The organism is Mesomycoplasma sp., from assembly GCF_056854695.1.
Genome location: NZ_JBXGGF010000008.1, coordinates 20,893 through 45,679 on the forward strand (window position 1 = coordinate 20,893; position 24,787 = coordinate 45,679).

General features: G+C 28.2%; 16 protein-coding genes. 7 read left to right on the top strand and 9 right to left on the bottom strand.

Translation table 4 applies throughout. The features are described 5' to 3' along the window. Positions 1 to 67: 67 nt before the first annotated feature. The 4 genes from ACJHWB_RS01980 (at position 68) to ACJHWB_RS01995 (ending at position 8,505) form a co-directional block, all read left to right on the top strand. Positions 68 to 1,282, top strand: coding sequence for a phosphoglycerate kinase (locus tag ACJHWB_RS01980; protein WP_483132833.1), 1,215 nt, complete (start codon positions 68 to 70; stop codon positions 1,280 to 1,282). Between the two features lie 92 nt (positions 1,283 to 1,374). Then, positions 1,375 to 2,937 (top strand): type I restriction-modification system subunit M, encoded by a 1,563-nt coding sequence (locus tag ACJHWB_RS01985; protein ID WP_483132834.1) that lies wholly within the window; start codon positions 1,375 to 1,377, stop codon positions 2,935 to 2,937. Between the two features lies 1 nt (position 2,938). Further along, positions 2,939 to 5,314 (top strand): restriction endonuclease subunit S, encoded by a 2,376-nt coding sequence (locus ACJHWB_RS01990; protein ID WP_483132835.1) that lies wholly within the window; start codon positions 2,939 to 2,941, stop codon positions 5,312 to 5,314. Between the two features lie 17 nt (positions 5,315 to 5,331). Beyond that, the gene (locus ACJHWB_RS01995; RefSeq protein ID WP_483132836.1) at positions 5,332 to 8,505 is read left to right on the top strand and encodes a type I restriction endonuclease subunit R; all 3,174 of its coding nucleotides are present in this window, start codon (positions 5,332 to 5,334) and stop codon (positions 8,503 to 8,505) included. Positions 8,506 to 9,484: 979 nt separating this feature from the next. On the opposite strand, the gene ruvX is transcribed toward ACJHWB_RS01995, so the two are convergent. Together ruvX and alaS are read right to left on the bottom strand one after the other, a co-directional pair. After that, positions 9,485 to 9,955 carry a Holliday junction resolvase RuvX gene (ruvX, locus tag ACJHWB_RS02000; RefSeq protein WP_483132837.1) on the bottom strand — a complete coding sequence of 157 codons (471 nt, stop codon included), beginning with the start codon at positions 9,953 to 9,955 and terminating at the stop codon, positions 9,485 to 9,487. After that, positions 9,931 to 12,588: an alanine--tRNA ligase gene (gene alaS / locus ACJHWB_RS02005; protein WP_483132838.1), complete on the bottom strand. Its 2,658-nt coding sequence runs from the start codon at positions 12,586 to 12,588 to the stop codon at positions 9,931 to 9,933. The genes ruvX and alaS overlap by 25 nt, the downstream gene beginning before the upstream one ends. A gap of 123 nt (positions 12,589 to 12,711) precedes the next feature. Here alaS and ACJHWB_RS02010 point away from each other — a divergent pair, with 123 nt between their 5' ends. Both ACJHWB_RS02010 and ACJHWB_RS02015 read left to right on the top strand, forming a co-directional pair. Further along, on the top strand, positions 12,712 to 13,386 hold the full coding sequence (locus ACJHWB_RS02010) for a 16S rRNA (uracil(1498)-N(3))-methyltransferase (RefSeq protein ID WP_483130925.1): 675 nt from the start codon (positions 12,712 to 12,714) through the stop codon (positions 13,384 to 13,386). Between the two features lie 108 nt (positions 13,387 to 13,494). Further along, a complete protein-coding gene (locus tag ACJHWB_RS02015; RefSeq protein WP_483132839.1) occupies positions 13,495 to 14,868 on the top strand; it encodes an FAD-dependent oxidoreductase in 1,374 nt (457 codons plus the stop codon). Between the two features lie 208 nt (positions 14,869 to 15,076). Here the strand turns inward: ACJHWB_RS02015 and ACJHWB_RS02020 are convergent, their stop codons facing one another. Both ACJHWB_RS02020 and lgt read right to left on the bottom strand, forming a co-directional pair. Next, the gene (locus ACJHWB_RS02020; protein WP_483132840.1) at positions 15,077 to 15,994 is read right to left on the bottom strand and encodes an NAD(P)/FAD-dependent oxidoreductase; all 918 of its coding nucleotides are present in this window, start codon (positions 15,992 to 15,994) and stop codon (positions 15,077 to 15,079) included. Between the two features lie 29 nt (positions 15,995 to 16,023). Then, positions 16,024 to 16,998, bottom strand: a complete 975-nt coding sequence (gene lgt, locus ACJHWB_RS02025; protein ID WP_483132841.1) for a prolipoprotein diacylglyceryl transferase — start codon at positions 16,996 to 16,998, stop codon at positions 16,024 to 16,026. A 132-nt stretch (positions 16,999 to 17,130) separates the two neighbouring features. Between lgt and ACJHWB_RS02030 the strand changes: the two genes are divergently transcribed. Next, positions 17,131 to 18,615, top strand: coding sequence for an ATP-binding protein (locus ACJHWB_RS02030; RefSeq protein WP_483132842.1), 1,485 nt, complete (start codon positions 17,131 to 17,133; stop codon positions 18,613 to 18,615). Positions 18,616 to 18,690: 75 nt separating this feature from the next. On the opposite strand, the gene ACJHWB_RS02035 is transcribed toward ACJHWB_RS02030, so the two are convergent. The 5 genes from ACJHWB_RS02035 to pth all read right to left on the bottom strand — a co-directional run bounded on the left by ACJHWB_RS02035 (position 18,691) and on the right by pth (position 24,762). Further along, positions 18,691 to 19,518, bottom strand: coding sequence for an HAD family hydrolase (locus ACJHWB_RS02035; RefSeq protein ID WP_483132843.1), 828 nt, complete (start codon positions 19,516 to 19,518; stop codon positions 18,691 to 18,693). A 2-nt stretch (positions 19,519 to 19,520) separates the two neighbouring features. Beyond that, positions 19,521 to 20,996: a lysine--tRNA ligase gene (gene lysS, locus ACJHWB_RS02040; RefSeq protein ID WP_483132844.1), complete on the bottom strand. Its 1,476-nt coding sequence runs from the start codon at positions 20,994 to 20,996 to the stop codon at positions 19,521 to 19,523. A gap of 116 nt (positions 20,997 to 21,112) precedes the next feature. Beyond that, on the bottom strand, positions 21,113 to 23,308 hold the full coding sequence (gene ftsH, locus ACJHWB_RS02045) for an ATP-dependent zinc metalloprotease FtsH (RefSeq protein ID WP_483132845.1): 2,196 nt from the start codon (positions 23,306 to 23,308) through the stop codon (positions 21,113 to 21,115). Then, a complete protein-coding gene (gene tilS, locus ACJHWB_RS02050; protein WP_483132846.1) occupies positions 23,298 to 24,230 on the bottom strand; it encodes a tRNA lysidine(34) synthetase TilS in 933 nt (310 codons plus the stop codon). The genes ftsH and tilS overlap by 11 nt, the downstream gene beginning before the upstream one ends. Beyond that, a complete protein-coding gene (pth, locus tag ACJHWB_RS02055) occupies positions 24,208 to 24,762 on the bottom strand; it encodes an aminoacyl-tRNA hydrolase (protein WP_483132847.1) in 555 nt (184 codons plus the stop codon). The genes tilS and pth overlap by 23 nt, the downstream gene beginning before the upstream one ends. Positions 24,763 to 24,787 lie beyond the last annotated feature (25 nt).

The window sequence follows — 24,787 nt, forward strand, 5'->3', positions numbered from 1 at the left end:
ATAAGTTCAACTTGTAATTTTTATCTTATAATATTATAAATTAATTTATGCATAAAGGAGCAAATTTATGAATAATTCAAGTTTTGCAAATAAAAAAACTATTGATGACATTAATTTCTTAAACAAAAAAGTATTAATGCGCGTTGATTACAATGTGCCAATTCAAGATGGGCAAATCACATCAACTAAAAGAATTGATGCAACTATTAATAGTATTAACAAAGTTATAAATCAAGGTGGAAAGTTAATTTTACTTTCTCACCTTGGACGGATTAAATCCGAAGAAGATCTTGCTAAAAAATCTCTTCGAATTGTTGCAGAAAAATTAGAACAAACTTTAGGAAAAAAAGTTACTTTTGTGCCACACACAAAAGGTGTGGAAGTTGAAAAAGCTATTAAAAATATGCAAAATGGGGAAATCATTTTATTAGAAAATACCCGCTTTGAAGATCTAAATAATAAAGCCGAGTCCAAAAATAGTGAAGAACTTGGAAAATATTGAGCATCCCTAGGTGATGTTTTTATTAATGAAGCTTTTGGAACAATGCACCGTTCTCATGCTTCAAATGTTGGAATTGCAACCTATATTGGCGAATCAGCTCTGGGTTATTTGGTTTTAGAAGAACTAAAAGCTCTTTCTAAAGTAGTTGAAAGTCCTGAAAGCCCTTTCATGGCTATTGTTGGAGGTGCCAAGGTTTCTGATAAAATTGGAGTTTTAGAATCACTTCTTCAAAAAGCTGACAAAGTTCTAATTGGTGGTGGAATGTCTTATACATTTAGAAAAGCCTTAGGTTTTGAAATTGGTCAATCAATTGTTGAAGATGATAAATTAGAGCTAGCGCGCGATCTTATAAATAAATATAAAGAAAAAATTGTTTTACCAATTGATGTAGCTTGTAGCTATGAATTCGAAGATACTAAACCGGTTTATTTCCATAACGATCCACTAAACCTTGACAAAAAAGCTATGGGGATGGATCTTGGACCCTTATCAATTAGATTATTTGAAAGACAATTACAAGGTGCTAAAACTGTACTTTGAAATGGAACTTTAGGAGTTGCTGAATTTAGCAACTTTAGAACAGGTACTCTATCAGTTGCTAAAATAATTGCTAAATTACCAAATTGTTATAGTGTTATCGGTGGTGGTGATTCAGTCGCTGCTGTTGAAAATCAAGGGCTTCAATCATTTTTTAGTCACATCTCAACAGGTGGTGGTGCATCAATAGCCTTTATTGAAACTGCTGACCTTGTTGGATTGCATCCAATTCAAAATAAATAAATTTGATATAATTAAATCTACTACAAAACATTACTTATGTAGTGGATTTTTTTTATATTTTTGAAAAATTTCAATATTTAAAAAGGAACAATATGGAAACCAATAATAGCAACAATAATCAAGATAGGAATAAATTATTTAATAATTTTTGAAAACTGGCAAATAAATTGCGAGGCAAAAATGCAAGTCCTATTGAGTTTTCCGAATATATATTTACATTTTTATTTTATAGATTTCTTTCCGAACACTTAGTTTACAAGTTAAAAGAACACGATAAGCTAAGCAATCCTAATGATGACTATGATTATAGTCAAGAGGCAGATGAAAATGCTAAAGAATATAAAGAAAATATTATAAAAATTACTGGTTTTTTTATCAAACCTTCTCATCTTTTTAGTAATTTAATAAAAGATGCAAAAAATAATGCAAATCTTAACGAACAACTAAGTCAAGTTTTTCAAACAATTGAAAGAGATAGTGTAACTTCTAAAGGAGACAAACCTTTAGATAAACTTTTTACAAGTTTATCTTTAGAAAATACTAAAATTGGTTTATCAGTAAGTGAAAGAAATAGTCGGTTTGTTGAAATTTTATTTGCAATAGATAATCTAGACATAAAATTAGACAATATGGATATGTTCGGTGAACTATACCAATTTTTGATGGAAGAATTTGCCAAAGGAGTTAAAAAAGGTGGGGGTGAATTTTTTACTCCACCTGAAATTTCTCAACTACTTATAAATTTAACAACTACCAATAAAGAGAAAAAATCAATTGAAGTTTACGATCCGGCTTGTGGAACAGGATCTTTACTTCTAAAGTTTCAATCAAATCCAAATATTAATGTTGAAGCTTTTTATGGACAAGAGGTCAATATAGCAACATACAATCTTTGTAGAATGAATATGTTTTTACATAATATTGTTTATGACAAATTTAAAATTGCTCATGGAGATACTCTACTAAATCCACAACATGTTCAGCAACGATTTGATGTTATTGTTTCTAATCCGCCCTATTCAATTCACTGGAATGTAGACGAAAATCCTCAATTACACAGTGATGAAAGATTTAGTCCGGCTGGTGTTTTGGCTCCCAAATCTAAAGCTGATCTAGCTTTTGTTATGCACATTTTATATCAGTTAAAAAATAATGGAAGAGCTGCAATTGTTAGTTTTCCTGGAACATTGTATCGCAAAGGAGCTGAGCAAAATATTAGAAAATACTTAACAGAACAAGCATTAGAAGCGGTGATCCATTTACCTGGAAATATTTTCTTTGGTGCAAGTATTGAAACATGTATTATTGTTTTAAATAAAGGTAGAGTTGATGGCAAAATATTATTCATAGATGCTCGAGATCAATACCTAAAATTACCTAAACTTTATAAAATAAATGAGGAAAATATCGAATTTATTACATCGATTTTTAAAGAGAAAAAAGAAATTCAATATCGCAGCAAGTTAGTTAGCATTGATGAAATTATTGAAAATGAGTATAACTTATCTGTATCTAAATATGTTGAACAAGAACCTGAAAAAGAAATAGATATTAATGCACTAAATCAAGAAATTTCCGAACTTGTTCTAAAAGAACAAGAGCATAGAAATGCTATAGATTTGCTTATCAAAAAAATAGAAGAAAATGAGTTTTAAGATGTCACAATTTGATAAATTAATTGAACTAATCAAACAAAATATAGACAAAATTGAGTTAGAAAAAGTTACTGAGTTGTTTGAAATCAAAATAGGAAATGGTAAGAATAATAAAACATATATTTTAGAAAATCCTGGCGATTATCCAGTTTATTCTGGCTCTACTGAAAATGATGGTGAAATGGGTAGAGTCAATACATATGATTATGATGGTGAGTTCTTAACATGAACAGTATATGGAGAATATGCTGGAATTTTTTTTCATAGAAACGGTAAATTTAGTATGAATCAGGCTTGTGGATTATTGAAAGCAAAAACAAATAACAATATAAAATATATTAAGTATGTTTTAGAAGGTATGGCTAAAAAATATGTGAATGATGATTGTCCTATTCCAAAATTAACAAGCAATATTATTTCAAACATCTTACTTCCAATACCACCAATTCACATCCAAAACCAAATTGTTGAATTTTTGTCTAGTTTTAGTGAAAACAAAAATTCATTAATTCAATCTATTACTAAAGAAATAGAATTACGAAAACAACAATATAACTACTATCATAATTTATTATTAAAAGAGAATTCTAATAAGCAAAATAGTTTATTAATAGAATATAAATTTCTAAGTGATTTATTTGAAGTTAAAATGGGAAGTGGTAAATATACTAAAGAATATATTTTAAAAAATCCTGGAGATTATCCTGTTTATTCTGGAGCAACTAAAAATGATGGAGAAATGGGTAGAATCAATACGTATGATTATGATGGTGAGTTCTTAACATGAACAGCATGTGGCGAAAATGTTGGAACTTTTTTTTATCGAAATAGCAAATTTAGTATGAATCAAGCTTGTGGATTATTGAAAGCAAAAACAAATAACAATATAAAATATATTAAATATATTTTAGAGGCTGTTGCCAAAAAATATGTGAATAGTAGTTGTGCTGTTCCAAATCTAGGTAGTAATGTAATCTCAAATATCTTAATTCCCATACCACCAATTCACATCCAAAACCAAATTGTTGAAATTCTTGATGAATTTCAACAAACAAATTTAAATTTAAACAAGAGTTTAAATGAAAATATTGTTTTAACTGATAAACAATTTAACCTTTATCAAAAAGGTATTATTAATATTTTACTAGATAAGAGAGAGAGAGAGAGAGAGAGAGACGAATTAATCATTTTGATTAATTATTGAATGCAAAATGCATTATATGAAAATCAAGAATTCTTAGTTTCTGATCTATTTGAAGTTAAAAGAGGAAATAGTAAATATAGTAAAGAATATATTTTAAAAAATCCTGGAGATTATCCTGTTTATTCTTCAGCAACAAAAAATGATGGTGAACTTGGTAAAATCAACACTTATGATTATGATGGTGAGTTTTTAACTGCAACTTTAAATGGAGATGCTGGACATGTCTTTTATAGAAATGGGAAATTTAGTATAAACTCTGATTCTTGTGTATTACAAACCAAATCAAATAAAATCAACATAAAATATTTTTACTTTTTTCTTTCACATATAGCCATTAAACATAGAAATGAAAATGGCGGACGACCAAAACTACCACTAACAAATTTAAAAGACATCTCACTTCGCATACCACCTATCAATATTCAAAATAAAATTGTTGAATTTTTATCTGATTTTGATGAAAATAATAATTCACTGATCAACTCTATGGACAATGAAATAGAATTGAGAAAAAAACAATTTGGTATTTATCAAAAAAGTATTATTGATGTTCTGCTAGATAAGAGAGAGAGAGAGAGAGACGAATTAATCATTCTGATTAATTATTGAATGCAAAATGTTTCAAATAAGCCACGAGAGTTTTTGATTTCTGATTTATTTGACATTAAAAGAGGGAATAGCAAATATACTACAGAGTATATTTTAGAAAATTCTGGCGATTATCCAGTTTATTCTGGCTCTACTGAAAATGATGGTGAAATTGGCAAAATTGATAGTTATGATTATGATGGTGAGTTTTTAACATGAACTACAGACGGTTATGCTGGTCAGATTTTTTATAGAAATGGGAAATTTAATATGAATAGTCATTGTGGGCTACTAATACCCAAAACTCACAATAATATAAAATATATTAAATATGCTTTAGATAATGTCGCAAGACTATATGTAAACAATGATTCGGCAATCCCAAACTTAGGAAAAGATGTCATTTCGAATATTTCAATTTTGTTGCCACCAATTTATAAACAAAATTCAATAGTTAATGTTTTAGAAAAACTAGAGCAAAATAACAATAATTTAATAGATAATTTAGAAAATCAAGCAAGATTAATTTCTAATCAATATCAATATTATTTTAGTAAAATTATTAAATTACTAATCCAAAATTAATTTGAGAAAGACTTTTTATGAAAAAATATTTTAAACCATTTATCCAAAGCGAAGATTGAGTTGTAGTATCAGAATTCAAACATCAAAAAAAAGATGAATCATATTACCAAAGTGAAGAAGATCTTGAAAATCTATTTATAGAAATGTTGGGTGAAATTGGTTATGAATATGCCGAGCACATTAAAAATAGTGATGAACTCAAGAAAAATTTAAGAAAAAAACTTGAAGAATTAAACAAAACTATTTTTAGTGAAAATGAATGAAATTATATTTGAACTGAAAAAATAGCTAATAAAAAATTTACAAATATCGATAAAACCAAACTCATTCAATCAAGAAGAGAAGAAATTTTTAGCATCAAACGAGATGATGGAAGTTCCAAAAACCTTAAATTAATTGATAAAGAAAATTATTTTAACAACTCTTTTCAAGTTGTTAATCAAGTCAAAAACAAAGGTGATAAGTATCAAAATAGATATGATGTAACAATTTTGATAAATGGCTTACCATTAGTGCATGTTGAGCTAAAAAGACGTGGTAAAAATATTAAAGAGGCTTTTTGTCAAATTAACAGATATACAAACGAAAGTTTTTGAGGTGAAACTGGTTTATTTGAATTTGTCCAAATATTTGTTATTTCAAATGGGGGGGAAACTAAGTATTTTTCAAATACAACTATAGCCGATAAAAATGATAAAAAGAAACTAGAACAAAGTTATGTATTTACTTCACATTGAGCAGATGCGAAAAATACAAAAATTATTGATTTAGTAGATTTTACATACTATTTTTTTAGCAAATTTGTTTTATGAAATATTCTTACAAAATATTGTGTACTAGAACGCGAAAATAGTGCAAATCCTAAGTTGCTTGTTATGCGACCTTACCAAATAACAGCTGTGGAAAGAATACTTAATCAAATTAGACTTGCTTACTTAAATAAAAAATGAAATCAAGATGAATCTAAAGGTTATATTTGGCATACCACAGGTTCTGGAAAAACTCTTACATCATTTAAAGCTGCCACATTAGCTGCCAGATTAAAAGAAAATGGCACAAATTTTATTGAAAAAGTCTTATTTGTTGTAGATAGGAAAGATCTTGATCGGCAAACTCAACAAGAATATGATAGTTTTGAAAAAGGGGCAGCACAAGGTGTTTCTAGCTCTAAAAATTTAGAAGAAAAGTTAAATGATAAAAATCATTCAATCATTATAACAACTATTCAAAAACTCAATAAGGTTTTATCACCAAAAAATACCAATTCAAAGAATATCCCGGTTTTAAATAAAAATGTTGTTTTAATATTTGATGAGTGTCATCGTTCGCAATTTGGGCAAATGCAACAAAATATTCACAATAAATTTAAAAAATCCTATATTTTTGGATTTACTGGAACACCTATCTTTGCTGAAAATAGCAATTTACAAGCATTAAAAACTTTAGAAAAATTAACCAATGACAAAAAAGCTTTGAAAAACGAAGATAAAATACTAGATAACATTAACTTAACAACTGAAAATATTTTTAAAAATCAGTTACATACATACACACTTGGAAATGCCATGGCTGATGGTAATGTTCTTGGTTTTCACTATGAACATTACTCTAATTTTTTAGAAAAAAAGAATATGAATGACCGTGATGTTATCGATATTGATGAAGATTCGGCTTTAGCATCGCCAAAAAGAATATCTAAAATTGTAGAATCAATTTTGAAAAACCATCCTATATATACAAGAAAAAGTTTAAGACCAAACGATCCTGGTTTTAATGGAATTTTTACTGTTCAAAATATCGAACTTGCTCGTAAATATTATGATGAATTTAAAAAACAAATAGCAAAGTTAGATGAAGATAAAAAAATTAAGGTAACTACAATTTTTAGTGCCAGTGAAGCAGAAAGTAGTGATCTAGAAATTGAACAACTAGACAAATCAAATAAAGATTTTTTAGCCAATGTAATTGACGACTTTTACCAAATGTATGATAATAAATACATTAGAAATAACTACATTGATCAAAATAGATTTTATACTTTTTATGGCGATGTTGCAGATAAAATCAAAAAAGTAGAATTAGATATTGTAATTGTTGTTAATATTTTTCTAACTGGTTTTGACTCCAAAAGACTTAACACTATTTGGATAGATAGATTATTAAGAGATCATGGACTTATTCAAGCCATTTCAAGAACCAATCGTATTTTTAATGCTTTAAAACCAAAGGGCAACATTATTTCATTTCGTGATTTAAAATATAATTTGGAAAAAGCTTTTAGAATTTTTGCAGAAGAAAAAGAAGTAAAAACATTTATTTCTTTTGACAGTTTTAACAATTACTATTATGGTCACCAAAATCCAGCAAGTGAAAATATTCGATTTATATTATTTGATCGTGATGGTTACAAAAAAAATGTTGAACGATTACTTGAAAAGTTTCCAATTGAAAATTCTGATTGACAAACCATACAGGATAAAAATACTTATAAAAAATTTGTTAAATCATTTTCTAGAATACTTAAGCTTGACTTAATTCTTCAGTGCTTTCCTGAATTTACCGGTGATAAAATACTTTTAAGTGGCACCAAACTCGATAATTACAAAAGTGCTCTTCACGAAATTAGAGACAAACTCAAACATATGGTTAATGCAGATAAAGAAAGTATTGAAGATGACCTTGAATACGAAGTTGAAATGTGAGAAGTCATGAGATATGACTTAGCTCAAGTTTTAGAAATTGTTCAAAAAAATGCAAAAAACAACCCAACTATTAGTATTAATCAATTAAGTCGAGAAGCTGAAATATCAGCGAATGCTTCATATGATACAAGAAAAAAATCAGAATTAATTAGAAATTTTATTACCAAAATTCAAGGTAAAATTTCTAAAATGACAACTTATGAGTTGTCACAATATTCAACTGAAGAAGCTAAAAAAGATTTAATTTTAATGTTTGATACTATTAAAAAAGAAAATATTAATGTAAATAGAGAAGAAGTTATCGAATATTTGAACAAATCACTTAGACAAAGTAATTTTGATTCTGAAACAAGCCAATTTGCTAATCTTATTAAATATAGTTTTAGAAAATCAAATGTTGAAATGCATAAAAAATTAGCTCAGCTAATGAGTGATATTTTTGAAAAATACAATCAATTAATTGAAAAATTCATAGATACTGCTAATTAGTAAAATATTAAAAAATTCCTATACTTATTAATTTTTATTTTCTTTAATAAAATAACATTAAAATTCAAAATAATTTGCGTATTTTGGATATTATAATTACATTGTTGTTATTAAAGATCTATTTATAAATTATAATAAAGAAAATACTGGTTATAATCTAAACAAAGAAATTTTAAAACATATAAAAAATTCTTTACAACCAAATTTTTAAAATAATAATTAACAAAATAAAGTTGATAAAAAAATTTTTTTCAAAAAATATGGCGAATTATGAAAAGAAATATCTGAAGATGATTATTATTTAAATAAGAAAAAAATAAAAATCTTAAATTTAAACAAAAATTTTAAAAATATTAACTTACTTATAAAAAATGATGTTCAAATTAGTCAACTATTATTTTCAAAATTATATTTTATTGAAAGATTTTTAAAAACAACACTAGCAAGCATTATCAGTCAAGAGATGTTTATTGAAAAAAATAATTTAATTATTTATGATTTGATCAATAATTTCAACTTTTAATTTAATTTTCTAATTGAGTTCAAGTATTCTTTAAAAAAACTGCTTTTTAGTAAGTCTTTTAAAAACTGAGTTTTTCTTTTTATTTATAAAAAATCAGTTAATAATCTTTTTTTATTATACAAATTTGAAATATCAGTTTCTATAATTAAGTAGTGAAGACGTTTTTAAAAGAATAAAAAGTTTTAAATTTATTAATTATTTTTTAGTATTCTTTTTAATAAGATGTATTGCTAAGAAATTTTTTTGGTTTCTATTTTTTTATTTTTTAAAGTTTCCTAGGCACTCTCTAGGGTAGCGCACCTAGAAAGTGTGCTTATCTATGTTTTTTCTAGGTACTCTCTAGGGTGGTGCGCCTAGAAAATGTGGAAAGACAAATTTTTACAGGTATTTTATAGGTAATTATAGGTTGTTACAAGTGTTGTTTAAATATGTTAAAAACAAACTATAAGACAATTTTTATTGTTCAAAATGAGATAATTTTGAAATATTTGCTTTGCTCAAATATCTTTGTAAAATAATATATGCAGCTAATTGGTCAATTTTTTCTTTATATTTTGTAGGACTAAATTCTAACTCGTCTAAAATTGCTTTAGCCTCATTACTACTATAAGATTCATCTTCTAATTCTATTTTGTAGTTAGTAAAATTTGCTAAAAGCAATTGATGAAATTGTTCTACAAAAAATGTAGTTTGAGTTTTTAGATGCCCTGATTTAAGAGGATAGCCCAAAACTAAAGTAGATATTGGAAAACTCCCATCATAATCTGCTATGATATTTTTAATTTTTTTAATAACTTGCATCAAATCTTTATTTTTATATTCAAAACTAGCAAGTGGGAAAATATTGCCAGTTAAAGGTTCACTTACTGCAAACCCACAAACTTTGGTGCCAAAATCAATGGCTAAAATTCTGCTAGTATTTTGCATATTTGTTTATCAATAGTTTCAATTTCTTCTTTAAAAATAAAGCTACCTTGTGCAATAATTTGGTTTCCGCCACCTTTACCATCAAAAGTTTGTAAAACTTTTTGTAAAACTTCATTTGCTTTTAAATCCTTAGAAGCTACGACTAATAAATAATTGTCTTGGTTGACTTTTGCCCCTAAAACAAAACAAACTTGTGGGTATTCTTCTCTTCATGTAGCAGCTGCTTGTTTTAAAGATGCGCTTGAAATTTCAAAATCTAAATAAAATTGATAATTGTTAATTTTTACAATTTTATTTACATCAAAAACAAGTTGACTAACATCGTTTTTTTGTGCTTTTAGTAGGTTTTTATAGTCATTTTTAGCTATTTCAATCAACTCATCAAGAATTTCGCTATTTTTATCTGGATTAGATGTTAAAGAAATATTTAAGTTGTAATTTGAACTAAGTTCCTTATTTTTGGCAATAATTCTAGCTAAATTTTGCTCTTTTTCAGAATTAAATTCTTGCATAAATTCAAGATATTTTGCATTTGTGGTGATGGCTCTAATTCTATAAATTCCAGTTCCTTTATTTTGACAAGAAACAATCTTAAATTTTTCAATTAGTGATGTATTTGCAATGTGAGTCCCACCACATAAATCAGTAGTTAAACCTTCAAAATGAACAAGACGAACATTTTTCGGATCCATGTACTCAGCCTCTTCAAGAGTCATAATAGCATTGAGTTTTTCAGCTTCTTTGATGCTAGTTTCTAAGTATTTTCTATCAACTGCTTTAGAAATGAACTCATTAACTCTAGTCTCAATTTGACGAATTTCTTCTTCAGTTGGTTTTACATCTGCGGGAAAATCGAATGTCAAACGATTTTCATTATTGTCAGAACCCAGTTGTTTGATTTGTAAACCAAATTGATCACGAAGTGACTTAAATAATAAGTGAGTTGCTGAGTGATTGCGTTCTAAATTAGTTCTATTTGACTTGTTTACAACTAAGTTAACTGGTAATTTTTTAGTTAATTGACCACTAACAATGTGAACATTATTTAAAAATTTATCTTTAAAAACCTTAATGATTTCTAATTTTTGCTCACCTTGAATCACAAAACCTTGATCGTGTTTTTGACCACCTCCTGTAGCATAAAAAGGAGTTTGATCAAAAATAACATAAGTTTGCTCACCTGGTTGGCTTTGCTCAATTTCTTGTTCTGAATTAGCTAAAAAAACAATATTGGCTTGCGATTCTAAAGTATCATAACCAATAAAATTACCAATCTTAGACTCAACAAGCGCCAATGAATTAACAGCTTTTTCCATTCCAACAAATTGTTGTCCACGAGACACTTGGATGTGCTGAGCTTTCAAATTTTCTAACTCATTAAAGTCAATATTTATACCTTTTTCAAATAGTATTTCCTTGGTTAGTTCGATAGGAAAACCATATGTTTCATAAAGTTTAAAAGCAACTTGGACATCAAAAGTTCCTTTATTTTTGGCAATTTCCTTATTTAGTAAAATTTCACCATTTTCAATGGTTTTTTCAAAAAGTTGTTCTTCTTTTTCAATAATTTTTGCTACTTTTTCAACATCAATCGGATAAATCAATGTTTCTTTAACTGTGTCTACTAAAGTGTGTAAAAAAGGTTTTTGAATTCCTAATTTTTTCCCACTGTGATATGCTCTTCTAATTAATCTTCGAATTATATATCCACGATGTGTGTTAGAAGGTTCAACTCCATCATTAATGGCATGAACCACACTTCGAATATGGTCGGCAATAATTTTGAAATAGGTGTTTATTTTTTGTTGTTTTTCATCTTTTTCAAAATAGTTTTCTGGTTTGTAAACAAAGTTAGTTAGTTTTTGAACTTCAAAAATTATTGGCAAAAACAGGTCTGTATCAAAATTAGTTGGGGCATCTTGTAAAATTGAAACAATTCGTTCAAAACCAGCACCAGTATCAATATTTTTATTGATTAAAGGTGTGTAGTTATTTTCACCATCATTGTTAAATTCTGAAAAAACTATGTTTCAAATTTCTATAAAACGATCATTTTCAATGTCGTTTTGAATCAATTCTACACCACAAGTATCAAATTTTGCACCTCGGTCATAATAAATTTCTGTGCAAGGACCACAAGGTCCAAGTCCCATATCTCAAAAGTTAGTTTTTCTAGTTCCAGCAATTAAATGATCGGGTTGGACCCCTTGTTCTTTTCAAAGATTTTTAGTTTTTTCATCCTCTGCAAAATAAGTTATGTAAAGTCTATCTTTATCAAGTTTTAAATGTTTTGTTAAAAATTCAAAGGCGAAAGCAACAGCTTCTGTTTTAAAATAATCACCAATTGAAAAATTACCAAGCATCTCAAACATTGTGTGGTGTCTAGAAGTTACACCAACATTTTCAATATCGTTAGTTCTAATAGCTTTTTGTGAGTTTGTTATTCGTTTACTTGGTGGTGTTTTTTTACCAGTGAAATAATCCTTTAAAGTTGCAACCCCTGAGTTGATTCACAAAAGTGATGGGTCATTGTGAGGAACAAGCGACTTACTTTCAACAATAAGGTGATTTTTGTTAGCAAAAAAATCTAATCATAGTTGCCTAATTTGCTTTGAAGTTATTTTCTTATCCATAATTGTCCTTTTTTAATTAATATTTTCCTGGATTTTAATTTAAATTTTAGCAAATAAATTAAACTTAGTTATTTTTTTAATTTTCTAAACTTAAAAAAAATAAAATACTATAAAATTAAAGCTATGTTTCGTTTTTTCGTTAATCAAAAACAAGGTGATTTTTTCATTCTTTCAACAGCAACTGTCAAACATCTTAAAGTTGTTCGGCTTGAAAATAAAGACTTTATTTGTGTCTACGAATCTAAATTTTTTAAATGTAGTTTCGTTGCTCCCAACTTGGCAAAAATTGAATCTGAAATTGTGAAAAATCACGAATTTGAGCAACCTGTAATTCTAGCTATGGCCTTGATTAAACCTAAAAATTTTGAATTCGTAATTCAAAAAGCTACAGAACTAGGTGTTACAAAAATAATTCCTTTTATAAGTGAGCATTGTGAGATTAAAATCAATAATATTGAAAGCAAAATAAAACGCTGAGAAGAAATTGCTCTTCATGCAGCTCAACAATCTTTTAGAAATATTGTGCCAATAATAGAAAACCCTATAAAACTCAAGGATTTATTGAACAAATATCAACACATAGAACACAAATTTATTGCTCATGAAAAAGTAGAAAAAGAGAATTTGAATACACTTTTTCCCACAAATACCATTTTTTTAGTTGGGCCCGAAGGTGGCTTTAGTGATAATGAAGTTCAACTTGCTAAGATTTCAGATTTCAAAACAATTAGATTGACAAAAACAATACTAAGAGCAGAAACCGCTGCAATTTTTTTACTTTCTAGAATAAAGGTTTAATTTTACAAGAAAACAATAATTATTTTTGAATAATTTCACTTATTTTTCATAGTTATCACAACTATAATTTGGTATAATTATTAATTATTATTTAAGGAGCGTAATTTCATGAAAATTATATCTATTGGTGCCAATCACGCTGGTACATCTTTTTTAAGAACTCTTAAAACAATTCATCCTCAAGCTGAAGTTGTTGCTTATGATCGTAACACTGATATTTCATTTTTAGGATGTGGAATTGCACTTTGAGTACGTGGTGAATTCCAAGACCCAAATGGTTTATTTTACTCAAATGTTGAGCAATTATCACGTATGGGAATTCAAACCAAATTACAACACGATGTAATTTCAATTGACCGTGCTAAAAAAACAGTTGAAGTTAAAGATCTTGTTACAGGTAAAACCTTTACTGATACTTATGACAAATTAGTGTTTGCAGGTGGAACATGACCTATTATTCCTCCATTTGAAGGGATTGACTTACAAAACATTTTAATTTCTAAAACTTTTACTCATGCTAAAGAAATTAGAGCAAAATTAAATGATCCAGAAATCAAAAATGTTGTTGTTATCGGAGCTGGTTACATTGGAGTTGAGTTAGCTGAAGCGTTTTGTCTAAATGGTAAAAATACCACTTTAGTTGATATGCAAGAAAGAGTTATTTCAAACTATTTTGATGAAGAATTCACTTCCAAAATGGAATCAAAAATGCGTTACGATGGGCTCAAACTAGCTCTTGGTGAAAAAGTTGAAAAATTTATTGCACAAGCAGATGGTAAAAAAGTTGCGGCTGTTAAAACTGACAAAGGGCTTTACGAAGCTGATCTTGTTATTTTATCAATTGGATTTGTTCCAAATACAAAACTACTAGAAGGATTTGAAAAAACAAGAAATGGTGCAGTTAAAGTTGATGAATACCAAAGAAGTTTAACTGACAAAGATGTTTATGTAATTGGTGATTCAGCTTCAATGAAACACAATGTTACTGGTGAGCATGCTCACATTGCACTAGCAACTAATGCTGTTAAATCAGGAATTGTTGCAGCATTTAGTGCTGCTGGCAACACTAACATTAAATTCCCAGGTTATGTTGGAACAAATGCAATTAGTGTATTCGGATTTAACTTTGCATCAACAGGGTATACTTCAAAAGGATGTGAATTAAACGGAATTAGTGATATTGCAACAGAATACCTAGAAGACTTTGACCGTCCAGAATTTATGCAACACAAATCTAAAGTTTGATTTAAAATTACTTATGACCGTAAAACTCTTAAACTTTTAGGAGCGCAAATTGGTTCATATGGACATGCATTCAATCACACTGAAGCAATTTACTTCTTATCACTTGCAATCCAACGTGGAATGACATTGCCAGAAATTGCTTTATCAGACTTTTACTTCTTACCACACTTCAACAAACCATTTAACTTTATTATTCAAACTATTTTAAATGCATTAGGTTTAAAATACGCACACTAATAATTAATTAAAATTAATATTCAATAAAAAACACAAATAGTATTATTTGTGTTTTTTATTTTTTCTAATTAAGAATTTAATATCAAAAACTTATTTGTTTTTTTGATAGTATTATTTTACAATAAAATAAAATTATTTAATTTTCAATATTTAGTTAATAATAAAAAGCAACTATAAATTAGTTGCTTTTTATTATATTAAAACTTATTTAAGATGAAATTCTATTAGTTAAAATTTTTCCAACAATAGCACCATCATTAACAGCAGTTGCTATTTGACGAATGTCTTTTTCTATAACATCTCCAACTGCATAAATACCCTTAGTTTTAGACTCACAATACTGATCAACAATAACAAAACCTTGTTTATTTAAGGTATTGTGATTAACTAAAAACTTGGTAGCTGGTAAAAAACCAATATATGGGAATAATGATGAAGTTTTAATTGAAAATGTTTGCCCTTCTTTCTCAACAACAACTTCTTGCAATCCATTTTCATCACCTTTTAATTCCAAAGCTTTAGTGTTAAAATGAACTTCAACATTTTCTTTAGAAACTAATTCCTCAATCAATTTTTTCTCAGCATTAAAAGCTCCATCACGAACTAAAATATGAACTTTTGAAGCAATAGAAGCTAAAAAAGAACCTTCCTCAACGGCTGAATTTCCACCACCAATAATCACAGATGGTTTGCCACTATAAAAAGGACCATCACAAATAACACAATAAGAAACCCCTCGACCTTCAAAATCTAAAAAGTTTTTGATGTCTAGTGGTTTTCTTTCTACCATCCCTGTTGCTACAACAACAGATTTGGCTTGGTAAACTTCACCATCACTTGTATAAACATAGTGTTCAAATTCACCTTTTGATTCAATATTGGAAACTTCACCATATAAGTGACTAGCTCCAAATTTTAAAGCATGTTTGTACATTCGAAGTGCAAGCTGAGCACCCTCGATGGTTTCATCTCCAGGTCAATTTTCAATTTTAGATTGACTAGGTAACTTACCGCCTGGTGCCCCTTTTTCTAAAATTAAAACATTCAAATTACCTCTAGAAGCATAAAGAGCTGTTGTTAAGCCAGCTGGACCAGCTCCTATAATAATTACATCATATTGTTTCATATTTACTCCTTTAAATTTATTTATTTATGCTAAATAGCAGTTTGAATTGTATCACTACTTTCACTATTATTTTTAATTCTATTTCAACGAGTTCAATTAATGCCCCATTTTTTTTCTATAGATTTTGTATATCTTTGCTTGTAAACTAATTTAAATTTAAACTTATCTTTTCATTCTAAAGTGTAATTTGCAAAAAATTGGAAGCGCACAAACAATAAAAGACCTATGATAATCATTAAAACAGATAAAACAAAATAGTATACATAGGCTTCTTCTCGCAAGAATTCCATAGAACTTCTAACAATTCCGTAGTAAATAATATATAGTGCTCCTGTTGTTCCAGGTTTTAATCATGAAAATAGGTTAAACACTCAAACTAAGATTATATATCCAAACAGTGATGTTAAAAACTCATAGAAAAATAAAGGGACTCTTAAACCAGTGCTGCCATTGCTATCTGTTATATACATATTGTCACGAATAAAACTTCCAAGTCAATTTACTGTAGAACCAGTTTCATCCATTTTTCCGTAAACTTCATGGTTAGTGAAATTTCCTCAACGACCAATGGCTTGCCCAATTAAAACTGCTGGTAAAATAAAGCTAAAAGCTTTACGTCAATCAAAATCTTTTCTTCTATAATATGCATAAATTAAATTGGCAATAGTTGGCAAGAACACACCACCTTGAATTGACATTCCACCTTCTCGCGGATTATATCAATGGGCTAAATGTGCAATGTCACCAACAACTAAACGCTCAACAATAAATCCTAAACGTGCTCCAATTATAGAAGTTGGAATTGTAATTGCAACTAAAGTGTAAAAATGATCTAGTTTATAACCTTCGCGTTTCCAAAAGAAAGCGATGGTAATAATTGAAGCTATCATTCCCAAAACTATAACAAAAGCATAAATTGGCACTTCAAAATTACCAATAAAAAGTGAACCAATAGCTTCACCTTCTTTAAAGGCATATTTACCTTCAAAACCATTTGGTATCATATCTTATTAACCTCCAAACTTTTAAATTAATAATTATAATATTTTTTAGCCATTTTTCAGCTAAAAACATAGGAATTTAAAGGCAAAATATGCTTTTTTAAATTATAATTTATAAAACATAGAGAATACATTATGGAAGATTCAAGAACAGAATATAAGTTAGATTTACCTAAAAAAGCAAGTCAATTTAAAGCGGAAATTGTTGCTTTTTTGAACACCAAAGGTGGGGAAATTCTTCTAGGTGTAGATGATTCTGGCAAAATTGATGAGAAAATCATAAAAGAAAAATCTAATAGTTGAAATGAAATTCTAACAAATTGAATTAATGATGGATTTAACTTAGATACTCGAAGCTTAATAAAAATTTTTCCTAATAAAATTCCTTTTAGAATAACAATTCAAGAAGGGCGAAACAAACCCTATTATTTTAAAGATGGTGATGGCTTTAATGGCAAAGGTGTTTACATAAGGGTTGCTAGTTCAAAAAGATTGGCTAGTAGTGAAGAAATAAGACAAATGTTTATTTCGTATAGTCAAATTCCTTTTGAAAAAGTTAATATTTCTGAGAAGAATTTAACTTTTAATTATCTTGAAAATTATTTCAAATCAAAACAAATTCCATTTGATTTGATTAGACTATCACTCAAAGACATAGATGGAAATTATAATAATGCTGCTTTGCTTTTTAGTGATCAAAATCCTAAAATAAGCAAATTTGCTGTTTACCAAGGAACAACAGTAAATGTGTTTTTAGATAAAAAAGAATTTAAAGGTTCTATTTTAAAGCAACTAGAAGAAATTATTCATTTTGCGAAATTATCAAATCGCAAAAAAGTTTTGATTTCAGGCGAAGCAAGCAGGCAGGAAATTCATGATATTCCAGAAGTTGCATTGCGAGAAGCTATTGTTAATTGTTTTTGTCATTGTGATTGAAGTTTTAATGGAGAAATTAAAATTGAATTTTTTGATGATAGAGTATCTATTTTTTCTTCTGGTGGTTTACCAAATGGTTTGACGCTTGAATCTTTAAAATATGGAGTATCAGGTCGAAGAAATCAAATAATTGTTGATATACTAAATAAAATTGGAATAATTGAAAATTATGGAGCTGGAGTTAGAAGAATTTTTGAAAGTTATTCAAATTTTAATAAACAACCCAAGTACATAATTGATTCTAATTTTGTTAAATTAGATTTATTTAATAGAAATATTGATGATACTCAAAGAAACATTAATGATACTGAAATCAATAAAAATTATACTCAAAGTGATACTCAAAAACTAAGCAATGATAGCGAAATCAATAAAAATGATACTCAAAAACTAGGTAATGATACTCAAAGTGATAAAAATGATACTCAAAGAAACATTAATGATACTGAAACTCCAAACAAACAATTAGATATTTATTTAAGATTTAGTAAGATTATTGATTTAATATCAAAAAACACAAATATAACAATTTCTGAATTACAAAATCAAATTGCCAGTGCTTCAATTGCTACAATTAAAAGAGATATTAGAAGTCTAACAAAAAATAAAAATATTAAATATGTAGGTAGTGCCAAAACAGGTAAGTGGGTTATTCTAAATCCTAATTTGTCTAGTTCAAAGTAAATTAGCAAGTTAATGATGAATTAAAAAACCTAGACACAAACTTTGTCTAGGTTTTTTATTATTTTAGTTTATTTTTTAAAATAATTTCTCTTTATTTTCTAAAATGTATTCAACTTGGTTTCCAATTGCATCAGTAGTGCAAGAGCCAATAACTTTAGTGGCAATTTCAGCAATATCTGGTGTACATCCACCCATTGCATAACCTAATCTAGCATTCTTAATCATCTCATAATCATTGGAACTGTCACCAAAAGTTACTAAATGTTGGTTATTTAGCCCTGATTTAACTAATGCAAATTTAAGGGCTTCTCACTTGTCTACTTTAAGTGGATTTATGTCTAAAAAAATGCGATTAGTAATTGTTGTTTTGTATTTGTTAAGTAATTGTGCTGACCATTTTTTGTGTAAATCGGTAATTTTATCTTCTTGATTTCTAAAAGAAATTTGAGTAATATTTTCAGATTCAAGCACTTTGCCAATTTCATAAATATTAATATCTTTATAAGCATTAATATCCATAATATGTTGATTTTTTAATCAATCATAATTTGATTCAGGGGCAAATTTGTACAATTGATTAGCAGAACTAAGTGAGCAAATAGAATTAGTAGTTTGACAATCTTTTAAAACTTCTAAAACAATTTCACTTTCAATTGCTCCATTGTTATAAACTTGCTTATTTTGATAATCATAAATCAGTGTTCCATTATTAGCGATTAAGAAATCAAAATAAGGAAAGGAGTTTGCTATTTCTAGAGTTGCACTTAAACCACGACCTGTTGCAATAGCTAAAACATGACCTTGCTCTTTGGTTTTTTGAAGTGCACTAATTGTTTTTGGATGAATAAAATTTTGATGATCAAGTAGTGTTCCATCCAAATCAAAAGCAAAAAAAAGTTTCATAATTATCCTTGTTGTTTTTTATTTTTTAATTGTGGAAATAAAATAACTTCACGAATAGATTCATTATTAGTTAATAACATAACCAACCTATCAATTCCAATTCCACACCCACCAGCTGGTGGCATTCCATAAGTTAGAGCTTCGACAAACTCATGATCAACTTCGCTAGTTTCGTCATTACCTAAGTTTTTCTCAGCTATTTGAGCTTCAAAACGTTCAAGTTGATCAAATGGATCATTTAATTCACTAAACATATTGGCAAATTCTTTACCAGCTATAAATAATTCAGCACGTTGTGTGAAAGAAGACTCATTACTTATTTTTTTTGCAAGTGGAGAAATTTCAATTGGATGACCAGTTACAAAAGTAGGTTGAATTAAAGTTGGTTCAACCAAATGAGCAAAAAGTTCAGCAATAATGTGCCCTTTATTAAAGAAGTTGGCACTTTTTACACCTTTTTCATCAGCGATTTTTTTAATTTCAACAAAGTTTAGTTCATTAATATTTTGACCAATTAATTCACTAACCGCACTAGCCATGTCTAGTCGTGCAAATTTTTGACTAAAATCTATTTCATATTTACCAAATTGCAATTTAGGTTCAATACCTAAATGGGTAAATAAATAAGAAAATAAATTTTCGGTTTGATCCATCATAATTTCTAGATTAGCATATGCTTGGTAAAATTCAATAGAAGTGAATTCTGGATTATGAGTTGAATCAACACCTTCATTGCGAAAAATTTTACCAATTTCATAAACTCTATCAATTCCACCAACAAGAAGTTTTTTAAGTGGAATTTCGGTTGCAATTCTTAAATAAAAATCTCTATGTAAGGCATTGTAGTGAGTAATAAAAGGTTTTGCACTAGCTCCGCCTAAAATAGATTGCAAAGAAGGGGTATCGACTTCTAGGTAATTTTGGTTGTCGAAAAATGAACGTATTAATGAAATAATTTTACTACGTGTTATAAAAGTTTGACGAGTTTTTGGGTTAACTAATAAATCTAAATAGCGCTTACGATATTTATCCTCTGCATCATTTAAACCGTAATACTGATCTGGTAGAGGTTTGAGTGCTTTAGTGAGCAAAACAAATTCTTTAACTTTTAAACTCAGTTGCCCTGTTTTTGTTTTAAACAAAACACCCTGAGCTTCAATGATATCTCCCAAATCTAAATTTTGTAAAAATAACTGACTTTGTAAGCTTTGATTTGAAGTTTTATCAATATAAAGCTGAATTTGTTCTCCATTGCTTAAAATTACTAAAAACGGACCTCTTTGCGCAATCAAACGACCAGCAAAACTAGCTATTATTTTTAAATCAACTAGTTCTTGAGCTTCTATTTGTTGGTATTTGTTATAAATTTTATTTCAATCATCATGTGTAAATTTAGATTGTAAATAAGCAACATTGTGTTTTTGTAATTGTTGTAATTTATTTAAACGAACTTGTTGTTGATCGTTAACTTTTTCCATATTAAACCTCTTTTACATACATAAAAAAATAAGATTTCCATCTTATTTTTAAATTATCTAGTTGTTTTAGATCTATTTGCTTTAGTTTGTAAAATTCAAATTATTCTTTCAAAGAACTAATTATTATTAGAGTCTGAACCATCTAACTCATTTCCATCTACTTGTGCATTAGTTTCAAGAGTATCTTCACCCATTAGTTCATTTAAAACATCTTTGGCGTTAACACGTTCTAAACTTGCTTGTTCAACTTTTGGAAGAGGTTCTAAAGTTGTTGCAAGTTGTTGAATTTCTTCATAAACTATGGTTTCTTTTTCTAATAGTGTGTCTTTAATTAATTCAAGAAGTTTTAAATTTTGTTTAATAACTTCACGTGCTTTTTCATAAGCATCTGAAATAAATTTGCGAACTTCAATATCAATTTCGTGACCAACTTTTGAAGAAAATGAAGTATTTTTCATATAATCACGACCTAAAAATGGGGAACTTGAATCTTGCTCATATTGAATTGGACCAAGTGATGACATTCCAAATTCAGTTACCATTCGACGTGCAATTTTAGTTGCTTTGTCAATATCGTTAGCCGCTCCTGTTGAAATTTCTTCAGGGCCATAAATAACTTCTTCGGCTGCACGACCACCCATAAAAGTGGCAATAGAAGTTAACAATTCTGTTTTAGATGAGTTGTATTTTTCTTCTTCTGGAATCATTAAGTTGTATCCACCAGTTTGCCCACGAGGTACAATAGTAATTTTTTGAACTTTAACAGATGAACCTAAACGAATACCAACAACAGCATGACCAGCTTCGTGGTAGGCTACCATAATTCTTTCTTTTTCAGTAATTACACGATTTTTCTTTGCAGGTCCACCGATTACACGATCAATAGCTTCATCAATTTGTTGACTAGTAATAACTTCAGTTTGTTCACGAACTGAAAGAAGTGTCGCTTCATTAATGATGTTTTCAAGTTGGGCTCCTGAAAAACCAGGAGTTCTACGGGCCACATTTTCAAGAGTAACAGTTTTAGAAATTCTTTTACCTTTTGCATGTAGTCTTAAAATTTCTTCACGCTCTTTAACATCTGGTAAGTTAACTGTAATTGAACGGTCAAATCGACCTGGACGTTGTAAAGCTGGGTCTAAAACATCACTACGGTTTGTTGCAGCAATAACTAATAAACCTGAATTTTCAACCATTCCATCCATTTCAACAAGCATTTGGTTGAGAGTTTGTTCACGTTCATCATTTCCACCACCAATCCCCGATCCACGAGAACGACCAATTGCATCTAGCTCATCAATAAAAATAATTGCAGGAGCAGCTGCCCGTGCATCTTTGAATAACTCACGTACTCTTTTTGCTCCAACACCAACATATAACTCAACAAAGTTAGAAGCTGAAATGAAGAAAAATGGTACACCAGCTTCCCCAGCTGTTGCCTTTGCAAGTAAAGTTTTTCCTGTTCCTGGAGGGCCACCAAGTAAAATTCCTTTTGGAATTTTTGCACCAGCAGCTGCGTATTTGGCAGGATTTTTTAAATAATCAATAAACTCAACAATTTCTTCTTTCACTTCAGCATTACCTGCAATATCAGAAAATTTTTTGTTTGATTTATTAATGCGAATAGCTTGGTTTTTTCCTGGATTAAAAAAGTTTCCACCACTTCCTGTTTTTTGAGCAATTTTAAGACTTCCTCATAACAAAATACCAACAAAAATTAATGAAGGTAACAACGGAAATATGTAGCTATCAAAAAAACTAGGTGTTCGAGGTGCATAATTGATAATTTCTGATTTTAATTTTTCTAAATCAAAATTAATTTTTGCTAATGCAAAACCATTTCTTAAATCTCTTAAATATTTAAGTGAAGATTCGTCTTGTGAAGATAAAAAACTCAATGATGAATCTTCACCTGTTTTTGTTCCAAGTTGAAGCAACTCTAGATAACTATTAATTTTTTGACCACCCAATTGATTCAAAATGTCTTCACTGAGTGGTAATGATGAAACACCTTGAAGTTTGCTAATATATGATGGCGGAGTAATAACTGTGTAATTATGAATTACACCACCTTGGTCTTCAATAATATTAATTCGAAAGTTTGTAGAGTCTAAACCTACAAATCAAAAAAAGTTATTATCATTTGTGCTTTTAGCATTGGCAATAAGTCGTTCTTCAAAATAAGATAAAGATTTTACTTCAAAGCGAGGAGCTAAATATTGATACAACAAGTATGCAATTAATGCAACCACAATAATTATTGTGATCAATAAAGCATATGATGGTCGCTTCATTTTATTTTTAAGTTTCATTGTTCTCCTTGTTATTTAAGCTTTCACATTCTAGGTCTAAAATTTTACTAGATTTTAACAAAAAATTATGTTTTTTAATAATTGAATTATTTGAATCTAAAAGAAAAATACCATTAGGTTTAGCCCCAAGTGCAAAATCAATGATAGATTGAATTTTATTTTCAGTTAAATTTATATTTTCAAAATTCTTTTGTATAAAAAAATAGATAAGTGTGTTTTTTTGTTTAATTTTATTTAAAAAAACACACTTATAATTAGTTTTTTCTCACTTAATTAACTGAAAATCCCACCATAGTAAGCGAGTTTTTTTAAAAAAGTTTAAAAATTGGTATTTTCACAAAAAAAACTGTTTGTAAAATATAGATTTTTTTGCAAAATCAGCTCGTATTTTGTTGCGTTCATATATTGGTTCAAAATTAGTTTGGTCTTCAAAAAATTTAATATTATTGTTTTTTAAAAATTTGATAATTTGATTTTTAAATTTTTTATTAATTAAAGGTCTATAAATTTGCATTCCAAAATTTTTACTTTTACGTGCAATTCCCCAATAATTAACTATTTTGTGTTTATTTTTTTGCAACATTACTGTTTCAATAAAATCATCCTTGTGGTGGCCAGTTAATAAATAATTACAATTGTACTTTTTGTATATTTTTGCAAAAAACTTATAACGAGCTTTTCGGGCTAAATCTTGAAAATTACCTTTATTTTTATCGATATAAATGCTCAAAATTTCACAAGGAATTTTATTTTCTTTACAAAATTCAAATACATAATTTTGTTCTTTAATAGCTTGTTCACGCATATTATAATTAACAAAAGCAACAACAATATTTTTGTTTTTATACAAATTTAATAAAAATATTGAATCTGGCCCACCGCTAACAGCTAATAAGAATTTAGGCTTTATTTTTGTTGACATTAAAAACTTCAATTGCTGATGAAAAATTATTACTATAATAAAACATTAAAATTTCAACAGCTTGATTTATTACCTTGTTTATTTTATTTTTTTGCTCTTGACTAAAAAGAGATAAAACATAAGAAGCAGCATCACCTTCACGTCCTATGCCAATTTTTAATCTTTTAATTTCAGTGGTGCCGACTTGTTCAATAATACTCTTCATTCCATTTTGCCCCCCTGATGAACCTTTTATTCTCATTACAGCTTGTCCTACTGGAAAATCTAAATCATCATAAACCACTACAACATTTTTAATATTTTCTTTATAAAAATTTAAAAGTTCTGCAACAAAAAAGCCTGAATTATTCATATATGTTAAAGGTTTAGCAATGATTAAATCCTGGTATTTTGCATAAACACCAGTTTTTAATTTGTGATCAAATTGAACATTTAGTTTTTCTGCAAGTGCATCAACAACCATAAAACCAACATTATGGCGTGTATTTTTATACTTATCTCCTGGATTTCCTAGTCCAATAATAATTTTCATTTGACCTCTTTTAAAATAATTTAAA